This is a genomic window from Nakamurella multipartita DSM 44233, from assembly GCF_000024365.1.
GTDB classification, from domain to species: domain Bacteria; phylum Actinomycetota; class Actinomycetes; order Mycobacteriales; family Nakamurellaceae; genus Nakamurella; species Nakamurella multipartita.
The window spans coordinates 2,166,838-2,179,771 of record NC_013235.1 but is presented as its reverse complement, the minus strand read 5'-3'; the positions used below and the strand labels follow the sequence as shown (position 1 = coordinate 2,179,771).

Annotated in this window: 8 protein-coding genes and 2 pseudogenes; 8 read left to right on the top strand and 2 right to left on the bottom strand. The window is 61.8% G+C overall.

Annotated elements, in window-relative coordinates; all coding sequences use genetic code 11:
• Positions 1 to 64: 64 nt before the first annotated feature.
• The 4 genes and pseudogenes from NAMU_RS31735 to NAMU_RS09815 form a co-directional block, all read left to right on the top strand.
• Positions 65 to 1,608, top strand: a pseudogene (locus NAMU_RS31735) (SNF2-related protein); the annotation flags it as partial.
• Between the two features lie 102 nt (positions 1,609 to 1,710).
• Positions 1,711 to 2,046: a 3'-5' exonuclease gene (locus NAMU_RS31730; RefSeq protein WP_407669232.1), complete on the top strand. Its 336-nt coding sequence runs from the start codon at positions 1,711 to 1,713 to the stop codon at positions 2,044 to 2,046.
• 4 nt (positions 2,047 to 2,050) lie between these two features.
• Positions 2,051 to 3,841 (top strand): GmrSD restriction endonuclease domain-containing protein, encoded by a 1,791-nt coding sequence (locus NAMU_RS09820; RefSeq protein ID WP_015747257.1) that lies wholly within the window; start codon positions 2,051 to 2,053, stop codon positions 3,839 to 3,841.
• Between the two features lie 53 nt (positions 3,842 to 3,894).
• The gene (locus NAMU_RS09815; protein WP_015747256.1) at positions 3,895 to 4,128 is read left to right on the top strand and encodes a hypothetical protein; all 234 of its coding nucleotides are present in this window, start codon (positions 3,895 to 3,897) and stop codon (positions 4,126 to 4,128) included.
• 206 nt (positions 4,129 to 4,334) lie between these two features.
• Here the strand turns inward: NAMU_RS09815 and NAMU_RS30410 are convergent, their stop codons facing one another.
• The gene (locus NAMU_RS30410; RefSeq protein WP_245544877.1) at positions 4,335 to 4,601 is read right to left on the bottom strand and encodes a tyrosine-type recombinase/integrase; all 267 of its coding nucleotides are present in this window, start codon (positions 4,599 to 4,601) and stop codon (positions 4,335 to 4,337) included.
• Between the two features lie 67 nt (positions 4,602 to 4,668).
• Here NAMU_RS30410 and NAMU_RS29845 point away from each other — a divergent pair, with 67 nt between their 5' ends.
• The 4 genes and pseudogenes from NAMU_RS29845 to NAMU_RS28170 all read left to right on the top strand — a co-directional run bounded on the left by NAMU_RS29845 (position 4,669) and on the right by NAMU_RS28170 (position 7,562).
• Positions 4,669 to 4,818, top strand: coding sequence for a hypothetical protein (locus NAMU_RS29845; protein ID WP_015747255.1), 150 nt, complete (start codon positions 4,669 to 4,671; stop codon positions 4,816 to 4,818).
• Positions 4,811 to 5,575, top strand: a complete 765-nt coding sequence (locus tag NAMU_RS28175; RefSeq protein ID WP_015747254.1) for a protein phosphatase 2C domain-containing protein — start codon at positions 4,811 to 4,813, stop codon at positions 5,573 to 5,575. The genes NAMU_RS29845 and NAMU_RS28175 overlap by 8 nt, the downstream gene beginning before the upstream one ends.
• Positions 5,576 to 5,778: 203 nt before the next feature.
• Positions 5,779 to 7,160: pseudogene (locus NAMU_RS09805) on the top strand (ISL3 family transposase).
• Positions 7,161 to 7,235: 75 nt separating this feature from the next.
• Positions 7,236 to 7,562 carry an NUDIX hydrolase gene (locus NAMU_RS28170; protein ID WP_217180802.1) on the top strand — a complete coding sequence of 109 codons (327 nt, stop codon included), beginning with the start codon at positions 7,236 to 7,238 and terminating at the stop codon, positions 7,560 to 7,562.
• Between the two features lie 24 nt (positions 7,563 to 7,586).
• Here NAMU_RS28170 and NAMU_RS29190 read toward each other — a convergent pair whose 3' ends face one another.
• Entirely contained in the window at positions 7,587 to 12,929 is a 5,343-nt protein-coding gene (locus NAMU_RS29190) for a DEAD/DEAH box helicase (RefSeq protein ID WP_015747253.1), read from the bottom strand.
• Positions 12,930 to 12,934: the final 5 nt, after the last annotated feature.

Below are 12,934 nucleotides of genomic sequence, written 5' to 3'. Positions count from 1 at the left end.
ATAGCGGTACGCATGGTGAAAGCTAGGGGTCAAGGCGGGTGTGGGAGCAAGGGGGTTCAGCACGGTGACGGGGGTCGCAGTAGGTCCAGAACTGAACGTTGCGCCGGGGTCGATCGTGGTCGTCCGCGACGAGGAATGGCTGGTCACCTCCGCCGAACGCGGATCGGGCGGCTGGCTAATCCGGGTTCGGGGGCTGTCCGAGCTGGTCACCGACACCACGGCCGCGTTCTACACCAGCTTGGACGACGTCGAGGTGCTCGACCCCGCCGACGCACAGATTCGGTCCGACGGCTCCTCCGGCTACCGAGACAGCCGGCTGTGGCTGGAGTCGATGCTGCGCAAGACCTCGATCCCCTATGGCCAGCAGTCGTTGACCGTGTCCACCCGCATGCTGTCGGATTCGCTGGCCTACCAGCGCGCCGCGGTGGCGAAGGCGCTCGACCCGTCCCACATCCGCCCGCGGATCCTGCTCGCCGACTCCGTGGGACTGGGCAAGACCATCGAGTCGGCATGATCCTGTCCGAGCTGGTTCGCCGGGGCAGGGGCGAGCGGATCCTGATCGTCACGCCGCGGCACGTGCTGGAGCAGATGCAGTACGAGCTGTGGTGCCGGTTCGCGCTGCCGTCCGTCAGGCTCGACTCCGCGGGCATTCAGAAGGTCCGTCAGAAGCTGCCGGCTACCCGCAACCCGTTCACCTATTACAGGCGCGCTATCATCGCAATCGACACCCTCAAGCAGGAGAAGTACGACAAGATCCTGCGCAAGCACCGGTGGGACGCGGTGGCGATCGACGAGTCCCACAACCTTACGAACGTCGGAACGCAGAACAACGCGTTGGCCCGGCTGCTTGCACCGAACACCGCGGCGCTGATCCTGGTGTCGGCGACCCCGCACAATGGCCGCAAGGAGTCGTTCGCCGAGTTGTTGCGGCTGTTGGACCCGACCGTCGTCTGGCCGGACGGCTCGTTCAGGCACGATGACGTCGCCACCCTGCTGATCCGTCGGCATCGCCACCATGCCGAGGTAGGCGGCGACTGGGCCGACCGCGCGGAACCGATCAACGTCCGCGTGGACCCGTCACCTAAGGAGGACGCGGTCGCCACCGAGCTGTCGGAAATTTGGCTGCACCCGAGGGGCGGCCGGTCATCATATTCCGGCGAGAACGCGACTCTGTTCCCGTGGACCTTGGCCAAGGCGTTTCTCTCCTCGCCACCGGCGCTGGCCGAATCCATCGCGCAGCGTCGACGCACCGTCCTCGGTGGCACCGAGACTCCAGCGCGCCGGGCAGCTCTCACCGTCGAGCAGCACGCCGAGATCACCGCGTTGGACACCCTTGCGAAGCTCAACTATGCCGCGGGTCCCACCGCGGGCAAGTTCGACGCCCTGGTCGCGCGGCTCAATCAGATCGGTGTTGGTGCGCGGTCGGACATGCGGGCGGTCGTGTTCGCCGAGCGCATCAAAACCCTGGAATGGCTGACCGGGCGGCTGCCCGAGGAACTCGACCTGGCCGACATCCCGGTGCGCATCATGCACGGCGGACTGTCCGACATCGAACAGCAGGAGATCGTCGCCGGCTTCAAGCAGTCCACCTCGAGGATTCGGGTACTGGCCGCCGACGTCTTCGCCGCGACCATCAAAGGGAGGATCGACGACGCGGCCGATCCATACACGATTGCCGTCCTTACCCGCGGCGTCGACGCGCGGAACCGCATGGTTCGGGCGCTTACCGAACGACGAGTCGAGGCGGGAGCACTGGACGACTTCGTCATCGCTATCGGCTTGGTCGCCGTGCTGACCATGCACTGCGCGAAGGGCACGGAGTTCTCTCGGGTCGTGCTCGCCGGGATCGGCAAGAGTTCGATTCCCTCGGCGGCCAGCGTCAAGTCCGTACCCGAGGAGGAGAAGGCCGACGCATTGCAGCGCGAACGCTCGCTTTTGAACGTCGCCTCCAGCCGAGCCCGGGGCGAACTTGTCGTGACGTGGGTCGGCGAGCAGTCCGACCTGCATGGTGTCCACGGCGTCGAACCGGCAATGGGAGGGAACTGATCCGATGGCGAAGTACTCGGTGCAGCAGGAGTCTGTCGACGGGCTTCTCACCCTCGTCAAGGGCGGCAAGATCGCGATACCGGAACTGCAACGTCCGTTCGTGTGGAACTCGACCAAGGTCCGGGATCTCCTTGACTCGCTCTACAAGGGCTACCCGGTGGGATACCTGATCACCTGGCAGTCGGTGGGTGCAGCGCTGAAGGACGGCCAGATTGCGCAGCACCAGCAGATCCTCATCGACGGTCAGCAACGGGTGACCGCCCTTCGGGCGGCCGTCGCCGGACTGCCCGTAGTCGACAATCACTACAAGAAACAGAAGATCACCATCGCGTTCAATCCACTCACCGGTGACTTCGAGACCGTCACCCCGGTGATCCGCAAGACTCCGCAGTGGATCCCCGACGTCTCGGAATTGTTCGGCGCGACGTCCACTTTCGCGTTCTTCTCGAAGTATGTGGCTCGCAATCCGGATGTCGACGTTGCCCTCGTGGAGGAGTCGATCGACCGTTTGCTGACGATCAGGAGCGCGCAGATCGGGATCATCGCGCTGGCCGACGACCTCGAGGTTGAGACGGTCTCTGAGATCTTCATCCGGATCAACTCCAAGGGCGTGCCGCTGTCCAGCGCCGACTTCGCGATGAGCAAGATCGCCACCTACGGTGACCGCGGGCGTAATCTGCGCAAGCTAATCGACTACTTCTGCCACCTGTCAGTCGCTCCGCACGTCTACCAGGACATCGTCGACAACGACCACGAGTTCGTGGCCACGCCGTTCCTGCCGAAGATCGCCTGGCTCAAGGACGATGCCGAGGACCTGTACGACCCGAATTACAGCGACGTCATCCGGATCGCCAACCTCATCGGATTCAACCGCGGCGTCGCATCAGCATTCGTCAGCGAGTTGTCCGGGCGTGACCCGGAGACCCGAAAGGTCGACGAATCGAGGATTCCGGTCGCTTACGACCGACTCGAAGACGCGCTGCTTCGGATCGTCAACAAGTACGACTTCCAGAACTTCATCATGACAATCAAGTCGGCCGGCTTCATTACGACGGCGATGATCAGCTCCAAGAACGCGCTGAACTTCGCCTACGCCCTGTACCTACGTCTGCGGCACGACCCCACAATGTCCGAGGGCGAGCGGAAGAGCATCGTCCGAAGGTGGTTCGTCATGTCGATGCTGACCGGGCGCAACTCGGGGAGCGTAGAGACCCAGTGGGAACTTGACGTTCGGCGGATCAGTCAGTACGGCGCGGCGGCCCACCTCAAACAGATCGAAGAGGCGGAGCTGTCGGATGCCTTCTGGCAGGTGACTCTACCCGGGAACCTCGAGACGTCCAGCGTCCGCAGCCCCTACTTCCAAACGTTCCTCGCCGCTCAGGTGAAGACCGGAGCGCGCGGCTTCCTGTCGAAATCGATCACAGTCCAGGCGATGCACGAGCAGATCGGCGACATCCACCACATCGTGCCCAAGGACTACCTCAAAAAGGAAGGCGTCACCGACCGGTCCGACTACAACCAGGTAGCGAACTACGTTCTCACCGAGACATCGATCAACATCCGCATCAGCAACCGCGCCCCCGGCGCCTACATGGACGAGATCCGCACCCAGGTCGACACCGGAAAGCTCACTCTCGGTGAGATCACCGATGATCAGGACCTCCGTCGAAACTTCGCCGAGAACGCCGTGCCGCACGATCTCGACACCGTCACCGCCGGCTCGTACTTCGACTTTCTGGTCCGACGACGGGTCATGATGGCACAGACCATCGGTCGGTACTACGACGGACTATAGCCTGGCACGCTTTTCCGCAGTTTCGTTTCCGATTTGCGACCGAGGGGTTCGGGATGGCTCGTGTTCGACAGTTCGAGCATATTGCGTCGGCAGCCAAGGCACACCCAACCGAGGTGGACTGCGGTTACCAGACAGTTCGCGCGGGAGGGGAGACGCTGCTGCAACTCAGCACCTACGGCTCGGATCTGCGCAAATCGGAGAAGAAGGTCAGTCAGACGCTCCAGTTTGACCGTGACACCGCTGCCGAACTGGTAGCGATCATCCGCCAGACCTTTCCGGGCCTCTGATTCGGATCGAAGGTTGGGGGTTCGAATCCCTCCGGGCGCGCAGTGTTTATGCAGTTCAGGCTGGTCTTACTGACCATGATCACTCTCCGATCCGGTTTGATAGCTGGATTTGATAGCAGTAGCTCGCCGTTGAAGCGACTCGTCAAGATCATCAAGCGCCTCGGTTGGGTCTCCATGTTGACGTGGCCGTAGACGTTCATGGTCATCTAGATCGCGCTGTGTCCGACGATCTCCATGACGGTCCGCGGGTGGACGCCTTGGGCCAGCAGGAGGGACACGCATGCGTGGCGCAGCCCGTGCAGAGGCACCTTGCGAATCCCCTGCCGCTCGGCGAGGGTGACCCACTTGCGGGTCAGGTTCCGCGGCTCCAACGGGGTGCCGATCTTGGTGCCGAACACGTAGGCCGGCTCGGGAGAGTACTGGCTGGCGGGCTTCGTGGCGGCGCGATGCGCAGACAGCGCCTGGTGGACCATGGCCGGGAGCGGCACCGTCCACGTCGAGCGTCGAGTCTTGGTCGGCAGCTAGGCCACGCTGCTGGAGATGGAACCGCAACAGCCCGTCCTGGAGGTCCTGCTGATCGCATCCGACCGCGACCACATCCCCGTCTCCGTCACCCAGCACGTGATGGCCGGCCACCAATGGAAGCTGAACTACGAGTGGACCAACGAGCCGGAGCGGGCCGATGCTTGAGTTCCGCGTCGCCACCGACCCGGGCAGCCCGGACAAGCCCAACGAGGACGCTTTCGCCATCCTCCCGAGGCTGGCCGTCGTCGCCGACGGCGCCACCTCTCCCCCGCATCTCGGCGACGGCTGCATCCATGGGCCAGCCTGGTATGCACGAACCCTGGTTGGCTTTGTCGCTTCCGCTCATCTGTCGCGGCCAGTTGCCGAGCCCGCCGACCTCTTGGTCGAGGCGATCGAGCGAACGACACAGGCGCATTCCGGGACCTGCGACGTCGGTCATCCCGGCTCCCCTTCGGCAACGGTCGCCATGCTGACAGTCTCCACCGAAGGGATTGCCCGATGGCTGGTCCTTGGCGACTGCACATTCGTCGCCGACGCAGGTCCAGACCTGCTAGTAGTGTCGGACGACCGCCTCGCGAACACGAGTCATTCCGAACGCGCAGCGGTCAAGGAACCAGGCGTTGCGTCGGATCCCGTCGAGTACGGGCGGCGCGACGCCTTGGTTCTCGCGCAGCGGTCAAACCGCAACCGCTCAGGAGGTTTCTGGGCCGCGTCCAGTTGCCCCAGAGGCAGGATTCGAATCATTAGGAGGGTCGATGACGATCAGCGGAAGTTCCAACACGCGGATCGCATTGTTGACCGATGGGGCCAGCCGAACCGTCGATCTCTATGGCATCCATACCTGGCCGTCAGCACTCGAGACGATAGACTCAACCGGACCCGCGGAATTGCTCAAGCAACTCAGGCATGCCGAGGCTTCTGATCGGATCGCATCCCGCTAACCTCGGGTGAAGCTTCGCGACGACGCAACCGTCATTGTTCACTCCTACGGGCCTGCAAATGACTGAAGGGCCGCGACACTCGGTATCTGTAGCTGGCATCATTGTTGACCAAGAGGGCCGCATACTGGGTCTTCGGACTTGATAGGGCTCCGGGCCTCCGACCTGCGGCGGCGTGTCGGGTGAGATGAGGGCTCGTGGCCTTCGAAACTGGTTGTTCTCTACGCAACCTGCCGAAGGACCACGAGCATGGACCAGAGTAGTTCGCTGCTGTTGGACATCGACGGGCTGGTCGTCGACCAGGTCGTCCGCGACGACGTCGGCCGACGGGTCGTGCACTGCTCGACCGACCCGCAGCTGGCCGGCTGGTGCCCGGAGTGCGGTGAGCAGTCGAGGTCGCCGAAGGCGTGGGTGACGACCCGCCCGCGGGACGTCCGGCTGGGCGAGGATCGGCCGATCCTGTTGTGGCGCAAACGCAAATGGCGCTGCCAGGTCGACGGCTGCGAGCGGAAGGTGTTCACCGAGTGCCTGCCCGAGCAGATCCCCGCCCGGGCCCGGATCACCACCCGGGCCCGCCGACTGGCGGCCGAGGCGATCGGCGACCACACCCGGCCGGTGTCCGGTGTGGCGGCCGAATTCGGCATGGACTGGCGCGTTGCGCACGACGCGTTCGTCGCGCACGCCGCGCAGGTGTTGCCCGAGCAGCCGCCGCCGGTGACCGTGCTGGGCGTCGACGAGACCCGCCGCGGCAAGGCCCACTACGAGACCGACCCCACCACCGGGGCGAAGACCTGGGTGGACCGCTTCGACACCGGCCTGGTCGATCTGAGCGGCAACGGCGGGCTGTTCGCGCAGGTCAACGGCCGCACCAGCAAGGTCCTCATCGAGTGGCTGCAGGCGCAGGACCCGGACTGGCTCGCCAACATCACCCACATCTCGATGGACACCAGCGCGACCTACGCCCGGGCCGCCCGGCTGGCCCTGCCCGATGCTGTCGTGGTCGTGGACCGGTTCCATCTGTCCGCCCTGGCCAACAAGGCGGTCACCGACTACCGGCGGGAGTTGGCCTGGGCGCTGCGTGGCCGGCGGGGCCGCAAGAGCGACCCGGAGTGGGCGCAACGGAACCGGCTGCTGCGGGCCGCGGAGTCCCTGACCGACGACGAGCTGGCCAAGGTGCAGGATGCGATGCGTCGGGCGGACCCGTCCGGCGGCCTTGAGAAGTGCTGGCAGGGCAAGGAACTGCTCCGCAAGCTGCTCAAGCTGGCTGGCACGAACCCGGACCGCGGACGGATCTTCAACGCGCTGACCGCGTTCTATCTGCATTGCGCCGACTCCGGGGTCGCGCAGCTGCGGCGGCTGGCGTGGACGGTGCATGCCTGGCAGAACTCGATCATCGCCGGGCTGCACACCGGGATCAGCAACGGCCGCACCGAGGGCTACAACCGGATCGTCAAACACATCGGCCGGATCGCCTTCGGCTTCCGCAACCAGGACAACCAGAAGCGCCGGGTACGCTACGCCTGCACCCGGAAATCCCGGGCGTCAACCAGCCACGCGAAGCCCTGCTAACTCTGAAGAGCCCGCATACTGCTCGTTAGGCGCCGCGATAATGGTTAATGGACGCCGCCAGGTGGCATCCTGGAATTGGAAGAAGCGATCGAAACCGGTCTTCGCCGGGAGATCCGCGAGGAAACCGGGCTTGAAGTTCGCGTTGGACGAATCACTGGCGTCTACAAGAACCTGCCCCTCCGTGTCGTAGCGCTCGTGGCCCGATGCAGCGAGCCTCAGGGAACACTGCAGAGCGGCGACGAAACGAAGGGACTCCGTTGGGTCGAGCCCCAGGAGGCGATAGCGCTTGTTTCCCCGCCCTTCTCAGCCCGGATCGAGAACGCCCTTGACACCTTGCCCGGCGCGGCGCAGCGCACGCATGACGGAGTGACGATGACCAGGGACCGCAGCAACCGCGGGTGATTACCTCCGCCGCCGGACGGTCGCTCAAATACCGTCAATAAGTGCTGTAAACACACGGGAGGGAGTTCTGTCCAGCACGAACGTATCGGATACCGAAACACCTGCAATACCGTCCGCCTCTACCAGGCTGACCGTGTCCCGCACCACCGAATTCCAATATGCACGGTCGTGCCGCCAAAGCGGATGTCCCACCAACACCGCTCTACCTCGACCCTCGCGGGTCACAAGCACTGGGATGGAATTCCGTTCCTCCACAACGACATTCAGGTAGGCGCCATACCCACCAAGAAAGCTCGCGACGACCTCCGCAGTGCGTACCGCCCAAGAACTAAGATCCAAGTCGCGACCCAGCACAAGGTCGACGACGTCTAGCCCCAATCGCCAGTCAAGGGCCCAGTGCAAGAATCGGTTTTCATAGTTTCTCAGGCAGCCTGGACAGGACGATGTGCAGGCACTTCCGTGCGGATCACCTCGAAGGCGGCCGCCAGTTTGTTCGCGAATGGACTCAAGCAAACGCCTCAGCGTAGGCATCTGCCCAAGCTCCAGAGCGTACCCCGCACCATTGTCCAAAGCGTCCGCCAGGAAGACACGCGCCGAGACAGTCCCATTGTGAAGCGTTGGCTGCAAGCCTACGTCAAGTTCCGATTGGTCGATGTCTAGATAGTCTTTGGCTGCATTGCGCACCAGTTCCGCAAAGGACACAAGGGCACCGAATCCCGCGGGACAATCCCAATGTCGCGTGGCAATTGCGCCGTCCGCCACCTTTAGACTATCGAGACCCATGAGTAGAACATCCGTGCGACGCACCTCCCCGATGGCCGCAGGGTCCAACTCGCTCCCGCCCGTTTGCATCCAGGCCGGCAACGGTCGACGATAAAGTCCTGGATTCGTCGCGATGATCGATCCATCATGGAGGCGCCTCAGAGAAAACAGCCTCCGATTGTTGTCATTGACCGTCACAACCTCGGTCTGCTCGAGCAACCGAAGGGACATGCCGCCGAGCCGCTCCTCACGACTCAGAGCCGTATTCGCGGACAGTTCGGTATAGCCCGAGAACATCGGCGTAATGTGAGAATCGTCATAGTCTGGACTGCTATAAATTGTACGGTACCCTTCGGGTTGAAAAACGGAGAACGACCGAAGGTCTCCCTGGCATACCGAGCAATGCACAGCAGCAGCATTTGAATCAGTATTCAGGCTCCCGCAATCGTCGCACCGCTGTACCATGAGCGCCTGCCCTAGCGGGTCCCGGGCCCTTGCGCTCGCTCCAATGAACGAATAAGCAGCGAACCCCACACATAAGTGCTCCGCCCCATCTTTCACTACCACCGCGCCAGGCGCGAAAGAACTGATTGACATTCCAAGGTCCCTGTCAGCGACCTTATACTTTTCACTGTCGCTAGATCTCGTGATCTGGCCGGAGTATAGGGCACGAACTCGCGTCGGAAACCCGAACATCGGTAGCACGCCGGCATTCGCCAGCAATTCGCTCAACTCCGAATGACCGAAGTAGGGATTTGCTATAGCTTCTTCTATGTCGGCAACAAGCTGCGCCCGTGCCCAGCCTATTAGCCCGGCCGAATCTATGGCCGTATATACTGCAAACCTCTCACACACGTCGGTGACGTCACGCGCAGTCCTCAACCATCCTTCGACGTCATTCCTACGTTGCATCCACTCAGTTGTCGACCCAAAAGTGCCGTGCAAGCTATCTGCAGTGCGAGTGGGAGGATCAGAGCAATTCAAGAATGCACGCCGGAGCAACTCCGCCGCTATAACCCTACGGACGATGCGGGGACGCGAGAGATCGATAAACGGAGGCGGCGGATCCGCTGCCGTCATTCGCTCCGGAGACTGGAAATAATAGTCGTCATGAGCCCGATCCCGGGAAATTGTCAAAGCGAAAGAGTAAGGCTGCCCCGATCGACCGGCTCTTCCAACGCGTTGCTGGTAATTGAAGCGCTGTGGCGGCATGTTAGCCATGGCGACCGCGCGTAACGAGCCGATATCAACGCCAACCTCCATTGTCGTCGTGACAGACAATAGATCTAGCGGATCCGCCAGTTTGCTTTCCTGGGGAGCTGGCAGAACTGCGCCGCGGAACAGTCGCTGACGTGCACGCTGCTCGGACAGACTCGTTTGACCAGTGAGCTCGGCCACCCGCATCCGGCGCAGTTCATGACTGGCTAACCAGCCGTAGTAGTCGTCGTTCTGCTCCCCCACTGGCGTCGGCTCAAGCCGCCCATTCACGCATTCTTCGTTCGTGCACACTCCGACCGAGCGATGAAGGTGAACGGTTCCACAATTGCTGCAGACCCAAAGCTCGCTCCCCGGAACCTTGAGGAGCAGCACATCTTGGCCGCTCATGGTTCGCAGGGTCCACGAGTCATCTGTCAGCCCGCTACTCCTGAGGAACTCGCCAACGAGGGCAATCAGGCGCTCCGGCTCCAATCCTTGCCCCACTGCAACCTTCGTCAGGTATCTTCTGACGCTGCCCGGCGCCGAGGTGGTCATCGCGACGTAGCCACCCTCATAGCGGTTTGCTATCCCAAGCAGACGTAGCACACTTGAGATCAGGTCATCCGCATCTTCCTGCGCAAGCCCCCAGTCAGACGGCGCGGTGATGCCGGCGCGAACCACTCCGAGCCTAGTTGACTCCAAATCACGGGACGCGCGGTCAAAGACCGCTTGAGTCACGGCCTCCGAGGTCAGACGTTCTCGTTCAAGTTGGACTGGTTCCGCAATCCGTGACTCCAAGCGCGCCCAATCTGCTTCTTGCGGTGGAGGGTAGGCCCGGTACCAGGGCAAGTCGCCAACACTGTGCGCGACCGACGGCCCTACTCCTGCAGGGTTGATACCCGCCTTCACAAGCACACGAGACGTCTCCCTGACCATAAGCGCCCAAGGAAGCGTCTCAGCCTCCCGCTCGGCCGACTCGATCTCTGCGCGATCCTCATCCGTCGCCAGGCCCGCGTGTTCCAACCTGAGCTTGTCATACAGGCTTCGCCGGCCAGACGCGATACTCAGTGCCATTGCTACGTCACCCGCGTTTAACGCCCCGCGAATCAACGCCCGCAGAGTGGGGACGGGTGAAACCCGATCGTGCAAAAGCTGCCGAACGACTTGACGAACCTGATCTCGGAAATTGTTCAGTGAGATCCCCGCGGCTATCCTTGCAGCATCATCGCGACTATCGGTGAAAACTATCGTACGAGATTCAGATGCTTCATGACCCAAGCTGCGAAAAAGTTGAGAAACCGCCATCTGGTTCAACTGTGAACGGCCCGAAGTATGAGCACGTATTGGCGACCTCACCGAGCCCGCGAAAAATACCGACAAGTCACGATTGCTCTGACGGCCATGGCATCGTGGGCACACTTCCGGCAATGCCGGAATCGCCACCCCGTCCAAATCCGAGCCGCTGTGGCGGATAGTCACACAGTTTCCTGGGCCGCTCGCGGGCGTTAGCGATCCCAATCCTGGATCATATATGGCCTCCACGAAATTGAACTCAATAGTCGCACGGTCTTCGCTCACTGAGGCCGGCAGCTGATGCCTTATTGGCTCATCAGGTGCCGGTGATCCTATCCAAAGCCAGCGATATTCGTCGTCAGTGCGTCGATAGACAAGATCCCCAGTATTGTCTCCCGCCTTAACCGGGGTTGTCGAAAGTACGACGGTGCCATCCCCCATCTTGTCGACAATATACCCGCCCAGGCTTACGTCCCCACACTCATAACAATACAAGAGTTCGAGAACACGAGCCCCGCACTTTGGGACCAAGCAACTTGACCGCGGTGTGTCGTAGAGTTTGCCGACTCGACGACCTGGCTCAGGGACGACCCCTGGGCAATTTGAATTGGAGCATGCCCAGAGGCCTCTCATGCCCCGCATCATTATGTGGGCACGAAATTGTACAGAGGGCTTCGCGACGTCGGCAAGAGTGCCCAGAATCGCCTCTAATGCCGCGTTGCGATCCGGGTCGTCACCGAACAATCGACCAGCGATCTGGTCGAGCGTTTGAGCACGAGGCAGGTTCTCACCCTCGTTGATGCACACCGTCGCGACGGCTTCAGCCCAGTTCTGGGCCGAAGCGCCAGCCATACGCTGTGTGCTGCTCATAGAAAGTATGCCGACCGCAGAAGGAACTTCGACCGCCCTTAGTTCCTTAGGCTCACCAGGCTCGACCCGAAAAGTCGTGCGTCCGACTCCGAAGAAGCGCTCCAGATAGTCGAGTCCAGAATGATCGCCTGGAATTGATGCGCTAGTAGCAATTATTCTAAGTTGATCGGACTCTGAATCCAAGCCAAGCCGGGAGGCGAGATTTCGAACCACCATCCCTACCTCGGCGCCCGTGCTCCCACGATAGAGGTGCAATTCATCTACGACAAGTGTGAAAACATGGGCCTTCGATGCAGTCAGCCACTCACGAGTCGCTTCGAAGATCGGCTCTTCGACATCACGCATGAGCATCACGTTTAGCATGGAGTAGTTTGTAACAAGCAGATCTGGCGGGGTGGCGATCATGTCCCAGCGGGTCACCAATTCGCCAGCTGTCGGATCTGGGAACTGACTGATGAGGTCGGGGTCGGCCAGTTCGGCAAGAAGCAAATTTTGCCGCACCAGATCCCGCATTCCCTTCGCGACGTCTGATACCTCTCGTCCAGACGCCCGTCCGAGTGGGGGCTTGCCGCTACCCGGCGTTGCACCGGTGTATCTCCCAAACCACACATCGATGGGCTCGTCTTGAGAGCGGAGTCCCCGGACTGCTCGGCGGAGCCTCGCCACCTGATCCTCGACAAGAGCATTTGTTGGGTAGAGAATCATCGCACGCATGGCTGCCACTGTCGGACCAGTTGCACGGGTCGGCCGCCAAGGGTCATTCTGTGATGCGATACTCCACCAATGATGAGGGCTGGCCAATTTGCACGCGGACCGTTTTTCTGCCGCTAGTCGAGTCAACAGCGGTATCAGGAAGGATTCGGTTTTGCCGGATCCGGTACCGGACGTAATCACAGGGTTTCGGCCGGGCCCCGTGTTGAAGTGTACGCAAAGGGATCTCACTTGATGTTGCCGCAACATGACTGAATTTGAGTGCTCAATGCCGAAGACAGACCGGACCACATCTGTTAGGTCGCGCTCGTTGATTCCGGCGGCCGCCGCGCTTTGCGCGAGATCAAGAACACCTTGGTACGGAAGAACTGGCTCGAGCATAAGAGGACCGAACAGGTTTCCTTGCCCCTCAAGCAATAGGCGGCGACGCTCCGAGACAAGATGGGGATCGCGGAGTGCGTAGGCCGTATCAATGTAGCGTAGAAACGCACCCTTTAGTTCCCGCTCGACCTGGCCCGGGGTTGGAAACGTCATGTCCA

Coding starts and splice junctions, on each gene's coding strand:
- NAMU_RS31730 (WP_407669232.1), top strand. CDS start 1,711: ATGGTTCGGGCGCTTACCGAACGACGAGTCGAGGCGGGAGCACTGGAC.
- NAMU_RS09820 (WP_015747257.1), top strand. CDS start 2,051: ATGGCGAAGTACTCGGTGCAGCAGGAGTCTGTCGACGGGCTTCTCACC.
- NAMU_RS09815 (WP_015747256.1), top strand. CDS start 3,895: ATGGCTCGTGTTCGACAGTTCGAGCATATTGCGTCGGCAGCCAAGGCA.
- NAMU_RS30410 (WP_245544877.1), bottom strand. CDS start 4,601: ATGGTCCACCAGGCGCTGTCTGCGCATCGCGCCGCCACGAAGCCCGCC.
- NAMU_RS29845 (WP_015747255.1), top strand. CDS start 4,669: ATGGAACCGCAACAGCCCGTCCTGGAGGTCCTGCTGATCGCATCCGAC.
- NAMU_RS28175 (WP_015747254.1), top strand. CDS start 4,811: ATGCTTGAGTTCCGCGTCGCCACCGACCCGGGCAGCCCGGACAAGCCC.
- NAMU_RS29190 (WP_015747253.1), bottom strand. CDS start 12,929: ATGACGTTTCCAACCCCGGGCCAGGTCGAGCGGGAACTAAAGGGTGCG.